Genomic DNA, 22,334 nt, shown 5'->3' with positions numbered 1-22,334 from the left:
TTGTTAACTATGAGTACTGATTCTTCTTCCCAAGCGCCACTTGTTGCCCATTTAATAGAACTCAGAAATCGATTATTAAAATCTGTGGTCGTGGTTTTAGTGATTTTTATTGGTCTCTATTTTTACGCTAACGACCTGTATATGATCGTCTCTGAGCCTTTAAGATTGCTACTGCCCAAAGGCAGCTCCTTGATAGCAACCGAAGTCGCCTCACCCTTTTTAGCGCCGTTGAAGTTGACCTTTGCCATCTCCGTATTGCTGTCGATTCCTTATACCCTGTATCAAGCTTGGTCTTTTATTGCCCCCGCTTTGTATAAAAACGAAAAGCAAATTGCCATCCCGCTGCTCATTTCCAGCATAGTGTTATTTTATGGCGGTGTACTGTTTGCTTACTATGTTGTGCTGCCGCTGATTTTTGGCTTTTTCACCACAGTAGGGCCAGGTGACGTTACCGTCATGACGGACATCAACAACTATCTAAACTTTGTCCTTAAACTATTTTTCGCCTTCGGTGTGACTTTTGAAATTCCAGTGGCCACCTATTTATTGGTCAAAGCTGGCGTGACGACTGTGGCAACACTTTCTAAAAAACGCCCTTATGTGTTTCTCGGTTGCTTTGTCGTGGGCATGTTAATTACGCCTCCTGATATTTTCTCTCAGACATTGCTGGCCATTCCTATGTGGATGCTATTTGAATTAGGCCTACTGGCAGGGAGAACGGTAAAAAGAGAAGAAGAGGACGCTGAAGAGGTCTCAGAGGCAAGTTAATACCGACTGAGAAGAGAATACTATTGTTAATAAAGCGGCGAGTTTTCCACAGCCGCTTTTTTTATGCTTCGCTGCTTGCCACATACAGGGCCTAATCCAGCATAAAGGTAACAGGGCCATCGTTTGTGAAGGACACCTTCATATCAGCACCGAAGCGGCCTGTCTCAACGCGATCGTACTGTGAGCGCACTTTATCCACAAAATCATTAAATAAGCGCTCACCCTCAGCGGGAACCGCCGCTGTGGAAAAGCCAGGACGAAGACCTTTCTTGGTGTCAGCCGCCAGAGTAAATTGCGACACCAATAAAATACCGCCTCCCGCTTGCTGCACATTCAAATTCATCTTTCCATCTTGATCAGAAAACATACGGTATTTTAGCAATTTATCCGCTAGACGCTGCACATCCTGCTCTGTGTCGCCTTTTTCGATCCCCACCAAAACAAGCTGCCCATGATCAATCGCACCAATCACCTCACCGCTCACCATGACGCTAGCATTCAACGCTCGCTGCACTAAAACTTTCACTCTGCACTCCTTTTCATCGGCTATGTTCGCTTTGCTTAAGTATCACCAAACCCCAGATAAAACAAAAGCGCCCGAAGGCGCTTATGTCGCTCATAGAGCCACTTGCGTGACCCCATTTGCTGCTGCTCTTTTGAAACGACTCGAGTGAGCCGCTCATTAAAGAATGGCGATGTCTTACTTACGAGCGTTACGTTTACGTTCGTTTTCAGTTAGGAATTTCTTACGAACACGAATGCTTTCTGGTGTTACTTCTACCAATTCGTCGTCTTCGATGAACTCAAGCGCTTGTTCTAGCGTTTGGCGAATCGGTGGCGTAAGAGTCAAAGCTTCATCCGTACCAGAAGCACGTACGTTAGTCAGCTGCTTACCTTTAACAGGGTTAACAGACAAATCGTTATCACGTGAGTGAATACCGATAACTTGACCTTCGTAAACTTCAACCGCATGGCCTAGGAACATACGACCACGGCTTTGCAAGTTAAACAAAGAGTAAGCGGCTGTTTTACCAGTCAACATACTGATCAATACACCGTTTTTACGGCTTTGAACTTCGCCGTCTTTCACTGGACCGTAGTGATCAAACACACTCGTCAAGATACCAGAACCAGACGTCAATGTTAGGAACAAGCCACGGAAACCGATCAAACCACGTGATGGCATCATGAACTCAAGGCGTGTACGGCCTTTGCCATCTGGTTCCATGTTTGTTAGTTCGCCTTTACGTAGGCCAACTTCTTCCATGATAGCGCCCTGATGTTGGTCTTCAACATCGATTACTACCATTTCAAATGGTTCAGATTTAACACCGTCAATTTCTTTGATAACAACTTCAGGACGGGATACACCCATTTCGAAGCCTTCACGACGCATTGTTTCGATCAATACAGACAAGTGAAGCTCACCACGACCAGATACAATGAATTTATCCGGCGTGTCGCCTTGCTTAACACGCAATGCAACGTTGTGGATCAACTCTTGGTCTAGACGATCTTTGATGTTACGAGTGGTGATGTATTTACCTTCTTTACCAGCAAACGGAGAGTCGTTTACCATGAAAGTCATGCTTACTGTTGGCTCATCTACAGACAATGCTGGAAGCGCTTCAACACAAGTAGGATCACACAAAGTATCAGAAATACTTAGACCATCGATACCATTGATACATACGATATCACCAGCAGAGGCTTTGTCTGTATCAACACGAGATAGACCATGGTAGCCCTTCACGTTTAGTACTTTACCTTTACGCTCTTTACCATCCGCTGATTTTACAACCACTTGTTGGTTAGGAGACAAGCTACCGCGTGTGATACGGCCTACACCGATAACACCAACATAGCTGTCGTAATCCAATGCAGAAACCTGCATTTGGAAAGTACCTTCTGGATCAACATCAGGAACAGGAACGCTTTCTACGATCATTTCGTACAGTGGCGTCATGTCGTCTGCCAAGTTATCTGGATCAGTACCAGCTTGACCGTTGATTGCAGAAGCGTAGATAACAGGGAAGTCTAATTGTTCTTCCGTTGCACCAAGGTTATCAAACAGATCAAAAACTTGATCCATAACCCAATCAGGACGAGCGCCAGGACGGTCAACTTTGTTGATAACAACAATAGGACGCAAACCTTGCTCAAATGCTTTAGAGGTTACGAAACGTGTTTGCGGCATTGGGCCGTCAACAGCATCAACCAATAGACATACGCAATCGACCATAGATAGTACACGTTCCACTTCACCACCGAAGTCGGCGTGTCCAGGTGTGTCTACGATGTTGATGCGGTAATCATTCCACTTGATAGACGTGTTTTTCGCCAAAATGGTGATACCACGTTCTTTTTCTTGATCGTTGGAATCCATGATGCGTTCGGAACCTTCATCTTTACGATCAAGAGTACCTGATTGGCTCAAAAGTTTATCAACTAGGGTAGTTTTACCATGGTCAACGTGCGCAATGATGGCAATATTGCGTAACTTACTAATATCATTAGACATTTTAATTCTCTGCATTAAGCGTAGGCAAAAAGATATATCGCTGCTTGGCTCGAGCAGCTATGCTCTACAAGCGCGTTGGATCTCAGTACGGGGTAAAATTCGCGCAATTGTACCCTTATATTCGTTAAGATCCCATTAAACTAACTAAAAAAGTCAACAAATAATCTTCGAAGGGTATTTGACCAGCGCAAAAAACATGGCCAAATTCTATTTACGCCCAGAATTCACTAGGCAATAAACAGACCACTTTGTTCGTCATTTTCTACGGCAAGTAAATCCCAACGTTGGAATGTCCTTTGCCTAATAAGTAGGAAGCATGGATTCGGCTCATTACGCCCTTACCACAATACAACAGATGCATGACATCAGGTTCTAGGTCGTTCCACTGAGAATCCAGTGCGAAAAACGGAATGACTCTAACTGGTCGACCACTGACTTTCAAAGGACGCTTCATCGCTTCATCTGGGTGACGAATATCGATGATAACTTCATCACCAACAGGCATGCGCACTTCTGGCACTTCCCCTTGATATTGCTTATCCACGTCGTCCATTACATTCTGGATCGACATCACGCGCATTTCCTCTACCGCTTTTTCTAGCACAGCAAAGTCAAATTTCGCTTCTTCACGCTCTATACGATGCATTTTTGCTCGCGTTGTCGGTTTTACCGAAATCACCCCACAAAACTCTGGCATGCTGGCCGCAAAAGGCGCGGTACCAATGTCGATGGCTTTATCAATGATTTCTTGCTTGTTGGTGGTGATTAAAGGGCGCAACACCAATTCGTCGGTGACTTGATCAATCACTTTTAAGTTAATCAAGGTTTGGCTGGAAACCTGCGCAACACTTTCCCCTGTTACCAAGGCTTTGGCGTTTACGCCTTCCATGACTTGTGTTGCGGCACGCAGCATCATACGTTTGAGGATAACGCCCATTTCAGCGTTATCGACCTTAGTGAGGATTTCACCCACTACCTCTTCAAACGGTACAGTGACAAATTTTACGTTCAAGCCAGAGCCGTACTTTTCCCAAAGGAAGCTCGACACCTGCTTAACGCCAATTTCGTGGGCATCGCCCCCTAGATTGAAGAAACAAAAATGCGTTTTTAAGCCGCGGCTCATGGTCAGATAAGAACTGACCGTGGAATCGTAACCGCCAGACATTAATGACAGCACAGAATCTTGAGAGCCAATCGGGTAACCGCCCAAGCCTTCTACACGTTTCTCAATCATCCATACACGGTTGTCACGAATATCGATGGGCACTAATACATCAGGGTCTTTTAGACGCACGCTGTGAGCACCGGACTTTGCTTTTAGGCAACCACCAATATAACGCTCTGCTTCAACAGAACTAAAATCATGCTGCTTACCAACACGTTTAACGCGCACCGCAAACACCGCATCCTTTAGGACATCGCCATAAGAGACCAAGGCTTCATCGATAATACCGTCAAGATCCACCAGAGGAAATTCACGCACAAACTGAAAATGCGCAATACCGGCTATATTAGAGAGCGCGTCAATAAAGTCGTCACGAAGATCATCACGCTCAGACAACACCTCGATGAAATCCCAATTGCCTGCGACCACCACATCAGCATCGTGCTTTTTTAGCACTAGCTTTATGTTCTGACGAAGTTGTTTGATGAATGACTTTCGTACAGGACGACTTTTGATGGTGATTTCAGCGAAAAACTTAACAATAAATTTCATAGAGAATGCGTTGCATGCCAGGTAATTAAAAACGGGGCACATTATAAAGAAAAGCCAAAGCGGACGAAAACAATATATTCGCACCAATATGACGCAAAAAATATTAAATCGCACCAAAGAAGCACAAAACTTTTTATATTGACCTCTATTGGGGCTATGTAGGTGCGCGCTCATAGGGCGATATTTTTCTATCTTGCTGTTATATAAGGATTTAATTGAACGCCCAAACTTCTGGCACAGCTTGTGCTTAGTAATCTAGCAATAGCGCTTCACCTTGAAGCAATTTTAAATACTATGTCGGAAGAAATTTCGTTTTAATTATTTGGAGAACCAACTATGTCAAACAAGACCCTTGCTTTGATTGCAGAGCACGACGCGAAGTGGGTTGACCTTCGTTTTACCGATTTCAAAGGTAAAGAGCAGCATGTGTCTATTCCAGCTTCAACTGTAGACGAAGAGTTTTTTGAAAATGGTCAAATGTTTGACGGTTCTTCCATTGCTGGCTGGAAAGGCATCAATGAATCCGACATGATCATGATGCCTCAGGATGACACAGTAATTGTTGACCCTTTCACTGAAGAGCCTACTTTGATTGTTCGTTGTAACATCATCGAGCCTTCTACTATGCAAGGTTACGATCGCGACCCTCGCTCTGTTGCACTTCGCGCTGAAGAGTTCCTAAAAGCAACAGGCCTTGGCGACACAGCATTCTTCGGTCCTGAGCCTGAATTCTTCATCTTTGATGATGTTCGCTGGAAAACAGACATGTCTGGTTCAACAGTAGAAATCAACTCTGAAGAAGCAGCTTGGTCTTCTAACAAGAAGATTGAAGGCGGCAACATGGGTCACCGTCCTTTCGTAAAAGGCGGCTACTTCCCAGTACCACCAGTTGACTCTCACCATGACCTACGTGGCGCAATGTGTGGCGCAATGGAATCCATGGGACTAGAAATCGAAGTTCATCACCACGAAGTAGCGACGGCTGGTCAAAACGAAATCGGTGTGAAATTCAACACTCTCGTTAAGAAAGCCGATGAAGTTCAAATCCTTAAGTACTGTGTCCATAACGTGGCACACGCTTACGGCAAAACAGCGACTTTCATGCCGAAACCAATCGTTGGTGACAACGGTTCTGGTATGCATGTTCACCAATCTTTCTGGAAAGACGGCGAAAACCAATTCGCTGGTGATCAGTACGCTGGTCTATCTGATATGGCGCTTTACTACATTGGCGGTATCATCAAGCACGCTAAAGCATTGAATGCGTTCACTAACGCTTCAACTAACTCTTACAAGCGTCTTGTTCCAGGCTTCGAAGCACCAGTTATGCTAGCTTACTCAGCACGTAACCGTTCTGCTTCTATCCGTATCCCATACGTTGCAAGCCCTAAAGGCAAGCGTATTGAAGCGCGTTTCCCTGATCCAACCGCTAACCCATACCTAGCATTCTCAGCAATGTTGATGGCTGGTATCGACGGTATCAAAAACAAGATTCACCCTGGCGATGCAGCAGACAAAGATTTGTACGACCTACCAGCTGAAGAAGCGCTAGCCATCCCTCAAGTAGCTAGCAGCCTAGAAGAAGCGCTTTCTTGCCTAAACGAAGATCGCGAATTCTTGACTCAAGGCGGCGTATTCTCTGATGAGATGATCGATGCTTACATTGAACTTAAATCTGGTGATGCACAACGTGTTGCAATGACAACAACACCACTTGAGTTCGAACTTTACTACAGCTTGTAATAGTAAAAGTCGCACATGACTAACGAAAAGCCCCGATTCTATTTGGGGCTTTTTTTTGCCCTCTAAAAAAACACACATTTATAGTTGCACCAAAATGAAGCACAATGTCTTTCCAAGCATTGAAAATACTCAATTAAATCAATCTTATTAAGAACTCATTGTTGGTTCGTATTTTGCAGTCAATAAGAGTCACTAAAGAGGCACGACTGTGTATAGCTTATTAATAGATCGTTTATCAACGGCTGTGGTGCAAGTAAACCGCGAGCTAATTATTGAATACTTAAATCCTGCTGCCGAAATGCTGCTCGAAGTGAGCCGCAAACGCATTTACGGCCAAGACTTAGGTGCGGTATTCCGAGAGGATGAAGACAGCGTCGCGTCTTTGTATTCTGCCATTGAATCTGGGCACCCCTTTACCAAGCGGGAAGCGGAAGTAGAGATGGCGAATGAGAAAAAGCTATTTTGCGATTACACAGTAACGCCTGTTATCGGCGCCATTAATACCACAGATAGCTTGCTTATCGAGCTTTACCCTAGAGATCGTATGAAACGAATTTCTCTAGAAGACGAACTCATTGCCAACCACCAAACCAGTAAAGAATTGGTGCGCAACCTAGCCCATGAAATTAAAAACCCACTTGGTGGCATCCGTGGCGCGGCACAACTGATCAGCCGAGCTTTCACGGATGAAGCACTAAAAGATTACACCCAAGTGATTATTGAAGAATCGGATCGCCTTCGCGATCTAGTCGACCGCTTATTAGGACCTCGCCAGTTACCTAAAACCAAAGAACTCAATATTCACCGAGTTATTGAGCGAGTAAAGCAGCTTATTCAAGTGGAGTCAGACGGGCAAATTGAGATCATCCGGGATTATGACCCAAGTATTCCAGACATTATCGGAGACGAATCTCAACTTATTCAAGCCTTGTTGAACGTGTCCCGTAATGCAATGCAGGCCTTATTAGAGCAAGAAGACAATCACCAGAAACAAATTCGCTTCGTCACCCGCGCATTACGACAATTCACCATTGGCGCAAAACGCCATCGTTTGGTGTGCAAAATCAGCATTATTGATAATGGCCCTGGCATTCCTGAGCCCTTATTAAAAACCCTATTTTACCCAATGGTTAGTGGCCGAGCCGATGGCACTGGGCTTGGACTTTCGATTTCACAATCCGTGATCCATCAGCACAACGGAATTATCGAGTGCCATAGCCAACCACAAAACACAGAATTTAATATATTAATGCCCATTGAGACGATCGTCCCAGGCAAGGAGAAAAACACATGACACCACAAGAAACAGTATGGATTGTAGACGATGACAGATCGATTCGTTGGGTACTGGAAAAAACCCTAGAACAAGAGGGCATCCAGTGTCGCTTATTCGAATCCGCTGAAACCCTGGTGGACATTATTGATCATGAACAACCCAGTGCGATCATCAGTGATATTCGTATGCCGGGCATGGATGGCTTAACTCTGCTCAACAAGCTGCAAAACGACCATCCTCATTTGCCAGTGATTATCATGACGGCGCATTCTGACCTAGAAAGTGCGGTGGCCTCATATCAAGGCGGCGCGTTTGAATACTTACCAAAGCCGTTTGATGTCGAAGAAGCCGTCAGCTTGGTAAAACGCGCTATTTTGCACCACAGAAACTCCATGCCAAGCCTCGACGAGCCAGTCGAAGAAATAGAAACACAAGTGGACAAGGACATCATTGGTGAAGCGCCAGCGATGCAAGAGGTATTCCGTGCCATCGGTCGTCTTGCCAATTCCAATATTACTGTACTGATTAATGGTGAGTCCGGTACGGGTAAAGAGCTTGTCGCTCAAGCTCTGCATACCCACAGCCCAAGAGCGGCTAACCCTTTCATCGCTCTGAACATGGCGGCGATTCCCCATGACTTAATCGAATCCGAATTATTCGGCCATGAGAAAGGCGCTTTTACTGGCGCCAACACACAACGCCGCGGACGATTCGAGCAAGCCAATGGTGGCACACTGTTTCTAGATGAAATAGGCGATATGCCAGCGGAAACACAAACTCGACTACTGCGTGTATTAGCCGACGGTGAGTTCTATCGTGTGGGGGGCCATACACCAGTAAAAGTCGATGTGCGCATTATCGCGGCGACTCACCAAAACCTTGAAGGCTTGGTGCTAAAAGGCTCATTCCGTGAAGATTTATTTCACCGCCTAAACGTGATCCGCATTCATTTACCAAAATTAGCAGAGCGACGCGAAGATATTCCTAAGCTGGCACGACACTTTTTAAGCCGTGCTGCCGAAGAACTGGCGGTAGAACCCAAACTGCTGACCAAAGAAACCGAAAACTACCTCACCCGACTGGAGTGGCCTGGCAACGTGCGCCAGCTCGAAAACACCTGTCGCTGGTTGATTGTTATGGCATCGGGACGTGAAGTCCTAGTAGAAGATTTACCGCCAGAGTTACTCTCAGCAACTCCGAGCGAGCAGCCTTTTGGCTCTTGGGAAGAAGCGCTGAAAAACTGGGTAGACAGCGCTTTAGCCAGTGGTCAAAAAGGCATTTTAGAACAAGCGGTGCCAAAGTTTGAACGCATTATGATTGAAACGGCATTAGCCCATACTGCAGGGCGCCGTCGCGACGCCTCTTTATTATTGGGCTGGGGACGCAATACGCTGACCCGAAAAATAAAAGAACTCGGCATAGATAATACCGAACAAGAAGAAGATTAACGCTTCTACTAAAAGATGATTGCAGGAAAATGAAGGCGGGTAATTAATTACCGGCTTCCTGCGTCATCTCAATTTTCTTCTGCTTTACCCTTGCTTTTAAACATAACAATCCCATACTACTTAACTAAGTATTATACAAACACTAAATAGGACCTTGTTATGCATCCAACGCTTGAATCTATGGGCATCACCAGTACAGAAAATATCGAAAAATTTACCCTTCGATATGAAAATGGACAAGATGTTTTAAAAGTATATTATCGTCGTGAAAAAGGCTCTCTACTGCCAAAAAGTAAAAAGTTTAAATTCGGCCGATCAACCAAAACCGTATTAGCCGATGGCGGACAACAAACTTACCGCCAAGTACAAGAACCTTCTTTAATTGTGGTTCGTGCGTTAGAAGAACTTGAGCAGATTGTCGGTAAACAACATGAAATCAAAGTTTCTAAAGATGATCTAATTGTTGAGTTAGAACATCTAGAAAAAGTCATGGAAAGTAAAATTGCTGACATCAAAGAAAAAATCAAAGCGCTAAAATAAGCGATTGATGCTCTTTCAAGTCATCTAGTTGGACTCTGGGCTGATTAATTTTTGTTAATCGGCCTTCCCTTCTAGCTCCTCATAAGAAATACCCTTAAAATTCCCTCTGACAATTTTCCTCTTCCTGTCTGAGTGATCTTCCATGAAACTGATACATTCCCCTGAACTACTCGCCGACATCATGCGTCAAGGCGGTGTTGTTGCCTACCCAACGGAAGCCGTTTGGGGTTTAGGTTGTGATCCATTCAACGAATCTGCAGTCAAAAAGATTCTGTCTCTGAAATCACGCGCCATGGAAAAAGGCCTAATTTTGGTTGCGAGCAACGCCTCCCACCTTCTTCCTTGGACAAAAACACTGAGCGCAGAATCGGCAACACGACTCACCAGTCGCACGCTTATACCGACTTCTTGGGTAGTTCCAGACACTCACATCGCACCAGAATGGGTCCGTGGACAACACGCCAGCGTGGCCATTCGTCTGTCGCAACATGCGCCAGTTCAGGCATTATGCGATGCCTTCGACGGTGTTCTTGTCTCCACTTCGGCAAACCCTGCTGGGCTCGAACCTGCCATGTCGAAAGAAGAAGTTATGGCTTACTTTGGCGATGGGGTTGATGCGATTTACGATGCTCCTCTTGGAGAAAGCCTGCAGCCTTCGCAAGTGAAAGACTTAATAAGCGACACCTTATTTCGCGCTTAATGCCCTGTTAACACAGTGCTCAACAGCAATAAAAATGGCGAACCCTAATCCATAGAGTTCGCCATTTTTTATTTCTAAGTCAGTAACTTGAGCGAATTAATGTCCGCCTAGATACGCCTCTCGCACTTCTGGATTCACCAACAACTCAGCCCCTGTGCCAGTCAAACGAATTTCTCCGTTTACCATCACATAGCCACGATCCGCCAGTTTCAATGCGTGGTTGGCGTTTTGCTCTACCAAGAAAATCGTCATACCTGTGCTGGCCACATCCTTCAAGATTTGAAAGATTTGCTTCACGATAATAGGCGCAAGCCCCAAACTCGGCTCGTCCAACAACAACAGCTTAGGACGACTCATTAACGCCCGAGCAATGGCCAACATTTGTTGCTCACCACCAGACATGGTCGACGCCCGTTGATTGCGGCGTTCTTCCAAGCGTGGAAACAGCTCAAACATACGTTTCATGTCTTCATTCGCATACTGCATGCCAATTGGAATTGTCCCCATCAATAGGTTCTCTTCGACCGACATGCTCGGAAATATACGCCGTCCTTCTGGTGATTGAGCCAACCCATGAGACGCCACATAATGGGCAGACTTTTGCGAAATGTCTTCTCCACGGTAAATAATCTCACCGCTCGAAATACGTGGCTGGCCAAAAATAGACATCAGTAGAGTCGACTTACCGGCGCCATTGGCACCGATCATGGTGACAATTTCACCTTCATCTATCGTTAACGATACCTTTTTTAACGCTTGGATTGGACCATAATGGACATCCACCTCTTTAAATTCCATCAAGGTTGTCATAGGGTCACCTCCTCGCCTTCTTCTGCCCCGAGATAGGCGGCAATTACTTTTGGATTACTCTTGATATCATCAGGACCGCCATCGGCAATCACTTCACCATGATCAAGAACAACAATATAATCCGAAATATCCATCACCATGCCCATATCGTGCTCAATCAATAAGACGGTGGTCTTATGCTGGTCTCGCAAAACACGGATCATTTTCGTTAAGGCTTCGGTTTCCGACGGGTTTAAGCCAGCGGCTGGCTCATCGAGACACACTATTTCTGGATTAGTACACATGGCCCGAGCAATTTCTAAGCGACGCTGCTGACCATAAGAAAGCTCTCCCGCTAAACGGTTCGCAAAGTCCACTAGATCAACAACCCCTAGCCAATAAAAAGCACGTTCTAGCGCTTCTTCTTCTGCGAGTTGATAGGCTTTAGTGTTCAAAATGCCGGCCAATAGGTTGCGATTGACGCGCATGTGCTGAGCCACCAATAGGTTCTCTACCACCGACATTTCTTTAAATAAACGAATGTTTTGAAAGGTTCTTGATAAACCTGCACGGTTAACCAAATGTGAGCCGCCAAACATTTTGTATTTTAAGCGCTGAAAAAACGCCACCGGTGAAATAAAGTCAGTGCCTTTAAAAGGTTCACCTAACACTTTGATCACACTGGTTTCTTTGTTGTTGGCAGACAACATGATGTTGCCTCCCGTGGCCTTATAAAAGCCTGTCAGACAGTTAAATACCGTTGTTTTACCTGCTCCATTAGGCCCAATCAAAGCCGATACTGAGCCGCGTTTTATATCAAAGGTCACATCATTAAGGGCCTTAATACCACCAAAGTGCATGACCAAGTTTTCTACTTTAAGGATGTTTTCTTGGCTCATTTAACCGCCCCTTCTCTCGCAGCAAAACCATTTCGAGTCACACGAACGAGACCGCGAGGTTTCCAAATCATCATGACCACCATCAAGATACCGAACAACAGCACTCGGAATTCGGCCACTTCCCTTAACATCTCAGGCAATACGGTCAAACAGAACGCGGCAATAACCACACCCAGTGTTGACCCCATGCCACCGAGTACAACAATCGCGAGAATCAATGCTGATTCAAAGAAAGTAAACGAGGATGGACTAACAAAGCCTTGATAAGTGGCGAAGAACACCCCAGCCAAACCGGCGGTAGAAGCGCCCAACATAAAGGCAGATAACTTAACTAAAACATGGTTTAAACCTAAAGAACGACACGCAATTTCATCTTCTCGCAGCGCTTCCCAAGCACGGCCAATGGGCATTTTAACCAAGCGATGCTTGATAAACAGAACCGCCCAAACCACAGCAAACAGCACCAAATAGATAAACATGTATTTGTAGCCAGAATCGTAGGGCAAATTAAAGAACTCATGGAAGGTCTCACCGCTTGCGGATCGCCGCTTGAACTCCAGCCCAAAGAAGGTTGGTAGTGGCGCAGAAATACCATTAGGTCCGTGGGTCAAGGACACCCAGTTGGTTAACACCAAGCGAATGATTTCACCAAAGCCCAGGGTCACAATCGCCAAATAGTCACCGTGCATCCGCAACACCGGAAAACCCAGTATGGCGCCAGCAAACGCGGCGGCTATCGCTGCAATCGGTAGCATCGACCAGAACCCTAGACCCAGATTTTCATAGCCCAAAGCCAGTGCATAAGCACCGATGGCGTAAAAACCCACAAAGCCAAGGTCCAGCAAACCCGCTAAGCCAACAACGATATTAAGGCCAAGCCCTAGTAGGACGTAAATCAAGCCTAAAATCATTACCGTTAAGATGTACTTAGACGCAATAAAGGGAATCAGAAAACCGATCACCATGACCACAGGGATTACCCAAATCATTTTAGATTTAAAATGCGGAGGATTCACCGTTACGCCATCATGGTTGCTGGCGTATTTAAAGATCATTGCCTTACCTTTTTCGGTTTGAAAATAGTAAGACATAATAAAGCGGCCAACAAAGACAACGCAGACAATCACCGCCACCCGCTGAAAGTCGATATCAAATTTATAGCCGTCAAGAACGACCCCCATAATGGGGCCAAACACCACCAACGCCATCAATGCAGCAACAACGGCATCAGTGAAGCATTGCTTATAATTCATACCTGCTGTTTGACTCATTTATACTTTCTCCACTGCTGGTTTGCCTAGAAGACCACTTGGACGAATAATCAAAATGAGCACTAACAAAGAGAAAGAGAACACGTCTTTATAATCAGAGCTCACTAGACCAGCGAACAAGGATTCAGAAAGACCTAAAATAATGCCTCCTAACATTGCCCCAGGTAAGGAACCAATGCCACCGAGCACCGCAGCCGTAAAGGCTTTAATTCCCATAATAAAACCAATATAGAAATCAAACGCGCCATAATCGAGCGTGACCAACACGCCAGCCAGCGCAGCCATCGCGGAACCAATGACAAACACAGAAGAAATAACCTTATCGGTATCAATGCCCAAGATAGAAGCCATCTTGCGGTCTTGTTGAGTCGCACGACACATGCGGCCCAGCTTTGTCTTCTGAATAATATAAGTCAGTACCGCCATACCAGTGAATGCGATCAGCAAGATCAATAATTTCATGTAGGTGATCTGGACGAATCCATCGCCAATATGGAAGCGGAAGGCACCACTTAATAAGGTAGGCACACCTTGTTGGTTAGGCCCCTGACTAAGCTGTACGTAGTTTTGCAGAATAAGAGACATACCGATCGCAGAGATCAGCACAGAAAGACGACTAGAGTTACGTAATGGTCGATAGGCAACACGCTCTATCACCCACCCATAGGCTCCGGTAATCACAATCGTAAAGATTAACGCACCAAAAATAATGAAAGGAAAAGATTGCACGCCAAAGAAAGTAAGCAGTGCGATTGAAATGGCAGTGAGATAAGCAGAAACCATGTAAACATCGCCATGGGCGAAGTTAATCATGCCAATAATGCCGTACACCATGGTGTAGCCGATCGCTATAAGCCCATAAACCGAGCCAAGAGTTAGGCCGTTGACCAACTGCTGGAGAACGATATCCATCGTATAACCTCGCGGAAATGTAAATCGAAGAACAACTCGCCGATGCACTGAACATCGGCGAGTAATGAACTAAATTAATTCAGCAATTAATCTAATTGGATGTACTTACCTTTATCATTCCACTCATACATAACGTAATCCGATACGGTCAAATCGCCTTTTTTATCAAAGCTCTTTTTACCCATTACCGTATCAACAGAGTGAGTATGCAACCATTCCGCGCCTTTGATAGGATCTAAATCCGCGTGTTGTAATGCCGCTGCTGCAACCTGCAATGCCGTGTAAGAATACAGAGTATACCCTTCTGGCTCATAGCCATTTGCTTGGAACTCTTTCACGACGCTTTTGCCTGTTGGGTATGACATTGGATCAGCACCAAATGTCATCATCACGCCTTTCACATACTGTGGACCACCGGCAACGGTAACAAACTCATCAGAAACGATACCATCGCCTGACATAAAGATGGCTTTTGACCCTTGTTCACGAAGCTGGCGAACCAATGGACCCGCTTCAGAATGCAAACCACCAAAATACACAACGTCTGCATCCACAGAACGAATCTTAGTGACGAGTGCGTTAAAGTCTTTTTCACCACGAGTTAGACCCTCGTACATGACTTCTTTCGTACCATACGCGTTTAACGATGCTTTCATTGCATCTGCTAAACCTTTTCCGTAGGTGTCTTTATCGTGAATAATCGCCACGCGTTTTGCTTTCAATTTATCAACAATATAACTTGCTGCTACATCGCCTTGCTGGTCATCACGACCACAAACACGGAAAACATTAGGCAGGCCACGATCTGTGATCGTTGGGTTCGTTGACGCTGGTGTTACCATTAAGACACCCGCTTCAGCGTAAATATTTGAGGCCGGTTGAGTAGAAGAAGAACAGAAGTGACCAACGACCGCGACAGCGCCATCAGAGTCAACTAAACGGTTGGCAACAGACACCGCTTGTTTTGGTTCACAAGCATCATCGGCTTTCACCAACTTAATCATTTCACCATTAATACCGCCTGAGGCATTAATGTCTTTTGCCGCCTGCTCAGCCCCTTTCCATAGTTGTTCGCCAAACGCAGCATAAGCCCCTGTATGAGGACCTGCTACACCAATTACCACATCTGCTTGAGCCAGTGTCGCTGCACCTGCTACCGCAATAGAAATTAACGTTTTCCTTACTACCGCATTTGACATAAGAAGAGCTCCTACTCGTTTTTTTGTTTATCGTTATTATATAAAAGCAAGAAGCGTTCCAAAAATAAGCCACCCCTAAAATGACATATAAAATGGAACTTTATACGGAATTCCCTAAAGAATGTGCACCGCAATGTAGCAACAGACTAATATTTGAACAGTCCGTGGTCAATAGAGAAGCACTAAAATAGAAAAAATAAACTGCGAGAAGACTTTGAATAGATAAAATTAAACACTGTAAAAATACTATAGGGCGGTGTTTTATGCTCTAAGAAGGCACTTTACTAGGGGAAGGAGTTATCGTAATTAGGCGTAAAATGAGCCAGGATACAGCGCTAAACCACAGGGGGCATCGCAACGAAATGAGGACAGGAGCCAAACTTAGTGAAACATGCTTATGTGAAAATACTAACCGTTTGGACGATAAAATGAAAAGCATTTAAGTCATTAATTTAAATGCTTTTCACTGAACAAATTACGGCTTCTGTGGCGCTTTATGAAGCATCTCTGTCAGAGGCACCAATTTTACGCCATCTTTTCCTAACGCCACCAAACGTTTCTTTAAATACGCCATCGTTTCTGGGTAAGGATGACCAATCGCGAGGGCTTCACCGTTACGTTTTGCCAATTTGATCAAGCGTGAAAACTGCTTATCTATGGCTTTTTCCATGCGAATATTGTCTAAAAACACATCTCGACTGGTGGTTTTCAAACCATGACGTTTGGCTGTTTTTTCTGCCACACTGTGGGACGACGTCAGGCTATCAATGAAAAACAAAGAGCGCCCTTGCAGCACTTCCATGACCCAATTCATAGAGTTTTGCTGCGCTGTTAACAAGCTCCCCATGTGGTTATTTACCCCTTTAATACCGGGCAAACTGTCGATGTCTTTCACCAAGGCAGTCTTGAGTTGTTTCTCTGTCATTTTGACATACAAACCACCTGGCCCAAGCTTAAGTTCGCGTACGTTCTCCATAGGAGCATGCAGTATGGTTACACGCTGTTGGGCTTTGGCTTGCGTTGCTGTCTCATGAGCAAAAGGGGTTAACGGCAGTATGGCTAACGCCACATTTTTAGGCAAAGCCAGTGCGGATTTCATACCTTGTCGGTTGTACCCCAAATCATCAATTAAAATGGCAATTTTAGGCAACGACTTTTTAGGCTTGGTCTGCGCGAGATGGCTTCCTTTTGGCGCTATGGGGGTGATTGGATGCCAAAATGGCGGCACCGATTTTAACGGAACAGCCAGTGTCTCGCTTTCCTCTGGCGACGCCAAATCGTTAATAATAGGGCCAAGCCAATGTTCACTGGCGTCTGACCAGCTTTCTTCTTCAGCGGTTATCTCAAAATCCGATGAGGCGCTTTTCAGCACTAACGGCCCCATCGTAGCAGGCTGTTCGGATGTTGCTGACTGAGCCTGATTCCCCATCAAGCCAACCAAGATAAGAGCGCACCACAGCGCGCCCTTCTTGATGTTTATTACATTCACAATTTTGTCTCTCAAGGGTGATGATCAAAAGTCGGTAAGGTTTTTAAAATAGTCAGCGCTTGGAATAGCTGAAAATCGCTTTTCGCCAGATCGCTGAGCTTAAACTGCTCCGCTGTATTGGTTCTGTCCGCGCCACCTGTGCCATTACTAAGATGACCTTTAAGCTCCGCTTCTTTCACCACAAAATGATCTTTATTAAGCGTTAAGGTCGCTTCGGGAACCACCAAATCAGGCGTGATGCCTTGCGCCTGAATAGAGCGACCATTAGGTGTGTAATACAAAGCCGTGGTGAGCTTTACGGCGGCCCCATTAGACAAAGGAACCACGGTTTGCACTGAGCCTTTACCAAAGCTCTCTGTGCCCATGATCAAGCCGCGCTGATGATCTTGGAGCGCACCTGCCACAATTTCAGACGCAGACGCAGAACCATCGTTAATCAACACAACCAAAGGCGCTTTAGGTAATAACGTGTGCTTAGTCGTGGCTCTAAATTGGCTTTTAGACAGTTTATGACGCCCATCTGTGTAGACAATCATGCCTTTATCAATAAAGGTATCGACCACACCAACCGCCGCTTGCAGCACCCCACCTGGGTTATTTCTCAAGTCCAACACAACGCCATTAATTGGCTGTTCTTTTTGCAGTTTTTTAACGGCTTTATAGAACTCTGTGTCGGTATCACCTTGGAACTGCTTAATACGCAAATAAGCAATGCCTTTGCTTAACCATTTACTGGTGACACTCTCATCTTCGACCAAGCGGCGCTCTAGACTAAAATGTTTAATCTTGCCGCCACGCTCAATGTCTAAGGTGACCTTAGTCCCTACTTCACCACGCATTAAGTTCATCACGTCTTGAAAGCCAAGATCACTAATATAGGTGGTGCCGACTTTTACAATCACATCCCCAGGCAAGATGCCTGCTTGTTTGGCTGGTGAACCATCAATTGGCGAAACCACGGTTAACTTGCCGTCTTTCATCTCAACTTCAACACCAACCCCGGCATAGTTGCCAGAAGTCAGGTCTTCAAAGTCTGCCACTTCGTCTTTCGTCAGGTACTCAGAATGGGGATCCAATGCCGACACCATTCCCTTTAACGCTTTATTTAAGATCTGCTGATCTGATAAATCGTCCACATACCCTTCGCGAATGGTTTCGAAGGTTTCTACAAAAGACTGTATTTGAGAAAGGGGTAACGGCGATGCATGGCTATCGACTGGCTTATCTGCGGCCATACTCTGCTGCGCAGAAAAGGCCATCAGTAACAATACTAGACCTCGCTTCAAGGGGTTCATCATATTTTTTCCTGTTGTTGTGCCATGTATACAAAAACACATTTATTGCTACTAGGGGTCAACTAGACCGTACCCAAGAGAGCGGCGTTAAAGGTGCACCATTGTGTCTAATGGCAAAAAAGAGAGCCGCGTCCGAGCGTCCACCTGAGCTGCCAACCGTCGCAACCACATCATTACTATTCACCCATTCGCCCACTTCTTTTAACAGGCTCTGGTTGTAACCATAAAGAGACATATAACCATCTCCATGGTCAATAATCATTAAAAATCCGAACCCTCGTAACCAATCAGCAAACACCACTCGACCATTAAAAATAGCGTGTACCTGTGTGCCCTCTTTGGCCTCAAGGGTCACTCCGCCAAGGTTTACCTTGCCGTCAGTGGGCAAACGTACGAGTTTTCTCAATGGGCTTACTAGCTTGCCCTTCTGTGATGAGAAAGGCACGTCTTGGTCAGGCAGCTTCACATCTGCCAATGCTTCTTCTAGGCGCTTCAGCATTTCTTTAAGCTCTTGTTGGTTTTGCGCCAAACGCTGAGAACGCTGATTGCCTTTTGCTAAATCTTTATCCAACTTAGCCAATAGGGCGCGACGCGCGGTTTTCTCTTGGCTGAGTTGATTGCGTTGTTCTATTAATGAGGCTTCTTCTTGGGCTTGTTGAGCGCGTTTCTGGCGCAGGCTTTTTTCCACCAAATTGAGGTCATTCACCTCATTCGCATAGCCATTAATAAGGGATTGTCGAGCCGTTGAGAAATAACGATTGTATTGCAGCAAGCGCATCGAGGTCGCAGTGTCTGACCCATTGAGCAGCAACTTAATGCCTTCTTGCTTACCGGAACGATAAACCGCCCTTAATTGGGCGGCTATTTGTTCGTTTTGTTTTTGGATACTAAGCTGAAGAGTTTGCTGCTGCTGCTTTAGCTGGCCAAGCTGCTTTTCCCCCTTCTTCAGGCTGTCTTTCAAGTTTTGAATCTTGTTAAGCAATCCCTGAATCGCCTTCTCTTTGCCTTCTAATTCTTTTTCCACATCAGAACGCTGAGACTTTGTATCCTTCAACCAAGCATTCAGCTTTTTCAAATCTTGCTGCAATGCTTGAATTTGCTGTTTGGCTTCTTGTGGCGTTTTAGGCTCCCCTGCTGCCCAGCTCACACTGGACAACAAGAGCAATACGACACAGAACACATGACGACATAATAAAGTCATCAATGCCTCACTGGCGTGTGAGCAGACTAACGCCACTCATTTCTTCAGGTTTTTCCATGCCCATCATGTCCAACAAAGTCGGCGCGATGTCACACAAAGAACCTTCTTTAAGACCAAGACCTGGAGTGGGAGAGAAAAGCACCAAAGGAACAGGACCAATCGTATGAGAGGTCAATGGCTGAGACCCGTCATTGCTTAGCATTTGCTCAACATTACCGTGGTCTGCGGTGACCAAACATTGGCCGCCATTCACTTTCAACGCCGCCATAATTCGGCCTAAACATGCGTCTACCGCTTCGACCGCTTTTACCGCTGCATCGAAAATACCACTGTGCCCAACCATATCACCATTCGCAAAGTTACAAATAATGGTGTCGTATTTGCCCGCTTCGATCACTTCCACCAGCTTATCTGTGACTTCTGGCGCGCTCATTTCTGGCTTCAGGTCATAGGTGGCTACATTAGGAGAGGGAATCAATTCACGATCTTCCCCATCAAACACCGCTTCTTCGCCACCATTAAAGAAAAAGGTAACGTGGGCGTATTTTTCGGTTTCCGCAATGCGCAGTTGTTTTTTACCAGACTTAGAAAGCACTTCGCCTAGGGTGTTGCTCAACGCCAATGGCGGGAAGGCCACATCGGCAGCAATGTCTGAGGCAAATTCTGTAAAGGTCACGAACGACGCGTACGCAGGGTGCGCTTTACGCTCAAAACCAGCAAATTCTTGCTCAGTAAAAGCACGGGTTAGTTGGCGCGCACGATCCGGACGGAAGTTCGCAAATACAATCGCATCGCCATCTTCAACTGGCACAGGCTCACCAATGACGGTCGCTTTGACAAACTCATCATTTTCATCTCGCTCGTAAGCGGCTTGAATCGCTTGTTCTGCAGACTCGGCTTGGAACTGGCCTTCACCTAATACGATCGCGTCGTAGGCGGTTTGCACACGATCCCAGCGATTGTCTCGGTCCATTGCAAAATAACGACCCGTTAAGGTAGCGATTTTACCAACGCCCAATTCCGCAAGCTTGGCTTCTAATTCCATAATCGGTGTTTGTGCTGAACGCGGTGGCGTATCACGGCCATCCGTAAAGCCATGAACATAAACCGCTTTGGCGCCACGTTTAACGGCTAGCTCACACATTGCCATGATTTGCTCATGATGACTGTGCACACCACCGTTCGAAAGCAAGCCTAGAATATGCACAGCTTTGCCCGCGGTAACCGCTTTATCGACAGCATTAACCAAGGCCGTATTTTCAAAAAACGAACCATCAGAAATGGCTTTACCAATACGAGTAAAGTTTTGATAAACCACTCGACCCGCACCTAGATTCATATGGCCAACTTCAGAGTTGCCCATCTGGCCTTCTGGCAAACCAACGGCCAAACCCGATGTTTTGATTAAGGTGTGCGCGCGGTTCTCCCACAAACGATCCCAGTTAGGCGTGTTTGCTGCAGCAATGGCATTCGATTGGGAAGTTTCGCTGTAACCCCATCCATCAAGGATGAAGAGTGCGGTGGTCTTTTTATTCATGGTAATGTGTCCCGTAAATTAAACATGACGATGGTTCGATACTATCACAGGCGTGTAATTTAGTTACAGACTGACAAGACTATTCCGCTTATTAATTCTCTTTATGATCGGGCTTGTTTGGCCAACAACCAATCTCGAAAAGTCACCACTTGCTCTAAATCGGCTTTGTCGGCCGGATAAGACAACAAGTATTCATGGGGGGTCGCCACTTCATCACCAAAAGGCGCAACGAGATCACCATTGTTTAGGCTACCTTGCGCTAAGATACTCGGAATGACCGCCACGCCCATGCTGTTTTTCGCCGCTTCAATCAGCATATGAAAATGCTCGAACGAGGTGCCAGCAAAGGAGCCACTTTCTAATCCCTGCGCCACCATCCAATCGGGCCAAGCATTAATACGCGCAGACGAGTGCAGCAAAGGGAGCTTAACCACGTCGCTGCATTGCCATTGCCCATCGGTTTGCTGGTCTTGATATTGCGCTAACAAAGCGGGAGAGCACACAGCGACGACCTTCTCTTGCATCAGCTGATGCGAGACAGCACGAGGCCAATGATCGCCACCATAGTGAAGAATGATATCGATACATTCAGGGTCGATTTTCGCCGCGTCATCGAGGGAACGAACTTTGATTTGAAACTGTGGGTACGTTTGCTGGAATTCAGCCAATTGAGGAACCAACCAATGGGAAGCAAAGGTCGGCAACGCCGAAATGGTCAACGTTGTTTTTTCGTCTTCTCTATGCAGCATGCGCAAACACGCATTCTCCATACCATCGAGTAAGGGTACGACTTCTTTGTAATAAGCCGCCCCAGTGCCAGTAAGAACTAAGCGTTTGTTTAAACGAATAAATAAGTCACGAGATAAAAACTCTTCCAGATTACGAATCTGACGACTCACAGCACTTTGAGTTAGGTGTAACTCTTGTGCCGCGCGCGTAAAGCTAAGGTGCCTAACCGACGCTTCAAAACATTTGAGCGCGGTTGACGACGGGATATATCTCCGCATTCTTTGGCCACTTCATTCTAAG

General features: G+C 45.7%; 19 protein-coding genes. 6 read left to right on the top strand and 13 right to left on the bottom strand.

Translation table 11 applies throughout. The annotated features are described in order from the left end of the window. Window positions 1-9 precede the first annotated feature (9 nt). The gene (gene tatC, locus E0D71_RS06815; protein ID WP_133002561.1) at window positions 10-768 is read left to right on the top strand and encodes a twin-arginine translocase subunit TatC; all 759 of its coding nucleotides are present in this window, start codon (window positions 10-12) and stop codon (window positions 766-768) included. Window positions 769-859: 91 nt separating this feature from the next. Here tatC and dtd read toward each other — a convergent pair whose 3' ends face one another. The 3 genes from dtd to thiI form a co-directional block, all read right to left on the bottom strand. Next, window positions 860-1,294, bottom strand: coding sequence for a D-aminoacyl-tRNA deacylase (gene dtd / locus E0D71_RS06810; RefSeq protein WP_133002560.1), 435 nt, complete (start codon window positions 1,292-1,294; stop codon window positions 860-862). Between the two features lie 174 nt (window positions 1,295-1,468). Further along, window positions 1,469-3,289 carry a translational GTPase TypA gene (typA, locus tag E0D71_RS06805; protein ID WP_133002559.1) on the bottom strand — a complete coding sequence of 607 codons (1,821 nt, stop codon included), beginning with the start codon at window positions 3,287-3,289 and terminating at the stop codon, window positions 1,469-1,471. A gap of 262 nt (window positions 3,290-3,551) precedes the next feature. Continuing rightward, on the bottom strand, window positions 3,552-5,006 hold the full coding sequence (thiI, locus tag E0D71_RS06800) for a tRNA uracil 4-sulfurtransferase ThiI (protein ID WP_133002558.1): 1,455 nt from the start codon (window positions 5,004-5,006) through the stop codon (window positions 3,552-3,554). Between the two features lie 336 nt (window positions 5,007-5,342). Here thiI and glnA point away from each other — a divergent pair, with 336 nt between their 5' ends. The 5 genes from glnA (at window position 5,343) to E0D71_RS06775 (ending at window position 10,713) form a co-directional block, all read left to right on the top strand. Then, complete coding sequence (gene glnA / locus E0D71_RS06795; RefSeq protein WP_133002557.1) at window positions 5,343-6,749, top strand: glutamate--ammonia ligase; 1,407 nt, start codon at window positions 5,343-5,345, stop codon at window positions 6,747-6,749. Window positions 6,750-6,957: 208 nt separating this feature from the next. Next, window positions 6,958-8,043, top strand: a complete 1,086-nt coding sequence (glnL, locus tag E0D71_RS06790; protein WP_133002556.1) for a nitrogen regulation protein NR(II) — start codon at window positions 6,958-6,960, stop codon at window positions 8,041-8,043. Beyond that, window positions 8,040-9,473, top strand: coding sequence for a nitrogen regulation protein NR(I) (gene ntrC / locus E0D71_RS06785; RefSeq protein ID WP_133002555.1), 1,434 nt, complete (start codon window positions 8,040-8,042; stop codon window positions 9,471-9,473). Before glnL ends, ntrC begins: the two co-directional genes overlap by 4 nt. A gap of 159 nt (window positions 9,474-9,632) precedes the next feature. Continuing rightward, entirely contained in the window at window positions 9,633-10,013 is a 381-nt protein-coding gene (locus E0D71_RS06780; protein ID WP_133002554.1) for a DUF3461 family protein, read from the top strand. Between the two features lie 142 nt (window positions 10,014-10,155). Then, window positions 10,156-10,713 carry a Sua5/YciO/YrdC/YwlC family protein gene (locus E0D71_RS06775; protein WP_133002553.1) on the top strand — a complete coding sequence of 186 codons (558 nt, stop codon included), beginning with the start codon at window positions 10,156-10,158 and terminating at the stop codon, window positions 10,711-10,713. A gap of 96 nt (window positions 10,714-10,809) precedes the next feature. On the opposite strand, the gene E0D71_RS06770 is transcribed toward E0D71_RS06775, so the two are convergent. The 10 genes from E0D71_RS06770 to E0D71_RS06725 form a co-directional block, all read right to left on the bottom strand. Beyond that, window positions 10,810-11,523: an ABC transporter ATP-binding protein gene (locus tag E0D71_RS06770; RefSeq protein WP_133002552.1), complete on the bottom strand. Its 714-nt coding sequence runs from the start codon at window positions 11,521-11,523 to the stop codon at window positions 10,810-10,812. Further along, on the bottom strand, window positions 11,520-12,401 hold the full coding sequence (locus E0D71_RS06765; protein WP_133002551.1) for an ATP-binding cassette domain-containing protein: 882 nt from the start codon (window positions 12,399-12,401) through the stop codon (window positions 11,520-11,522). Before E0D71_RS06765 ends, E0D71_RS06770 begins: the two co-directional genes overlap by 4 nt. Next, a complete protein-coding gene (livM, locus tag E0D71_RS06760; protein WP_133002550.1) occupies window positions 12,398-13,672 on the bottom strand; it encodes a high-affinity branched-chain amino acid ABC transporter permease LivM in 1,275 nt (424 codons plus the stop codon). The genes E0D71_RS06765 and livM overlap by 4 nt, the downstream gene beginning before the upstream one ends. Continuing rightward, entirely contained in the window at window positions 13,673-14,584 is a 912-nt protein-coding gene (locus tag E0D71_RS06755; protein ID WP_133002549.1) for a branched-chain amino acid ABC transporter permease LivH, read from the bottom strand. It abuts the gene before it with no gap. 86 nt (window positions 14,585-14,670) lie between these two features. Beyond that, window positions 14,671-15,783, bottom strand: a complete 1,113-nt coding sequence (locus tag E0D71_RS06750; protein WP_133002548.1) for a branched-chain amino acid ABC transporter substrate-binding protein — start codon at window positions 15,781-15,783, stop codon at window positions 14,671-14,673. Window positions 15,784-16,258: 475 nt separating this feature from the next. Continuing rightward, window positions 16,259-17,272 (bottom strand): divergent polysaccharide deacetylase family protein, encoded by a 1,014-nt coding sequence (locus E0D71_RS06745; protein ID WP_243711956.1) that lies wholly within the window; start codon window positions 17,270-17,272, stop codon window positions 16,259-16,261. Between the two features lie 11 nt (window positions 17,273-17,283). Then, a complete protein-coding gene (locus tag E0D71_RS06740; RefSeq protein ID WP_133002547.1) occupies window positions 17,284-18,570 on the bottom strand; it encodes a S41 family peptidase in 1,287 nt (428 codons plus the stop codon). Window positions 18,571-18,625: 55 nt separating this feature from the next. After that, the gene (locus E0D71_RS06735; RefSeq protein ID WP_133002546.1) at window positions 18,626-19,768 is read right to left on the bottom strand and encodes a peptidoglycan DD-metalloendopeptidase family protein; all 1,143 of its coding nucleotides are present in this window, start codon (window positions 19,766-19,768) and stop codon (window positions 18,626-18,628) included. Window positions 19,769-19,775: 7 nt separating this feature from the next. Then, window positions 19,776-21,305: a 2,3-bisphosphoglycerate-independent phosphoglycerate mutase gene (gene gpmI, locus E0D71_RS06730; protein ID WP_133002545.1), complete on the bottom strand. Its 1,530-nt coding sequence runs from the start codon at window positions 21,303-21,305 to the stop codon at window positions 19,776-19,778. 101 nt (window positions 21,306-21,406) lie between these two features. Further along, on the bottom strand, window positions 21,407-22,312 hold the full coding sequence (locus E0D71_RS06725) for a LysR substrate-binding domain-containing protein (RefSeq protein WP_133002544.1): 906 nt from the start codon (window positions 22,310-22,312) through the stop codon (window positions 21,407-21,409). Between the last annotated feature and the right edge of the window lie 22 nt (window positions 22,313-22,334).

The sequence above is a fragment of the Marinomonas sp. KMM3893 genome, assembly GCF_004352855.1.
GTDB lineage: Bacteria > Pseudomonadota > Gammaproteobacteria > Pseudomonadales > Marinomonadaceae > Marinomonas > Marinomonas arenicola.
This window is presented reverse-complemented; position numbering and strand designations above follow the sequence as displayed.

Coding starts and splice junctions, on each gene's coding strand:
- thiI (WP_133002558.1), bottom strand. CDS start 5,006: ATGAAATTTATTGTTAAGTTTTTCGCTGAAATCACCATCAAAAGTCGT.
- E0D71_RS06755 (WP_133002549.1), bottom strand. CDS start 14,584: ATGGATATCGTTCTCCAGCAGTTGGTCAACGGCCTAACTCTTGGCTCG.
- typA (WP_133002559.1), bottom strand. CDS start 3,289: ATGTCTAATGATATTAGTAAGTTACGCAATATTGCCATCATTGCGCAC.
- E0D71_RS06735 (WP_133002546.1), bottom strand. CDS start 19,768: ATGACTTTATTATGTCGTCATGTGTTCTGTGTCGTATTGCTCTTGTTG.
- ntrC (WP_133002555.1), top strand. CDS start 8,040: ATGACACCACAAGAAACAGTATGGATTGTAGACGATGACAGATCGATT.
- livM (WP_133002550.1), bottom strand. CDS start 13,672: ATGAGTCAAACAGCAGGTATGAATTATAAGCAATGCTTCACTGATGCC.
- E0D71_RS06725 (WP_133002544.1), bottom strand. CDS start 22,312: ATGCGGAGATATATCCCGTCGTCAACCGCGCTCAAATGTTTTGAAGCG.
- E0D71_RS06765 (WP_133002551.1), bottom strand. CDS start 12,401: ATGAGCCAAGAAAACATCCTTAAAGTAGAAAACTTGGTCATGCACTTT.
- E0D71_RS06775 (WP_133002553.1), top strand. CDS start 10,156: ATGAAACTGATACATTCCCCTGAACTACTCGCCGACATCATGCGTCAA.
- glnA (WP_133002557.1), top strand. CDS start 5,343: ATGTCAAACAAGACCCTTGCTTTGATTGCAGAGCACGACGCGAAGTGG.
- E0D71_RS06770 (WP_133002552.1), bottom strand. CDS start 11,523: ATGACAACCTTGATGGAATTTAAAGAGGTGGATGTCCATTATGGTCCA.
- E0D71_RS06780 (WP_133002554.1), top strand. CDS start 9,633: ATGCATCCAACGCTTGAATCTATGGGCATCACCAGTACAGAAAATATC.
- E0D71_RS06750 (WP_133002548.1), bottom strand. CDS start 15,783: ATGTCAAATGCGGTAGTAAGGAAAACGTTAATTTCTATTGCGGTAGCA.
- tatC (WP_133002561.1), top strand. CDS start 10: ATGAGTACTGATTCTTCTTCCCAAGCGCCACTTGTTGCCCATTTAATA.
- E0D71_RS06740 (WP_133002547.1), bottom strand. CDS start 18,570: ATGATGAACCCCTTGAAGCGAGGTCTAGTATTGTTACTGATGGCCTTT.
- gpmI (WP_133002545.1), bottom strand. CDS start 21,305: ATGAATAAAAAGACCACCGCACTCTTCATCCTTGATGGATGGGGTTAC.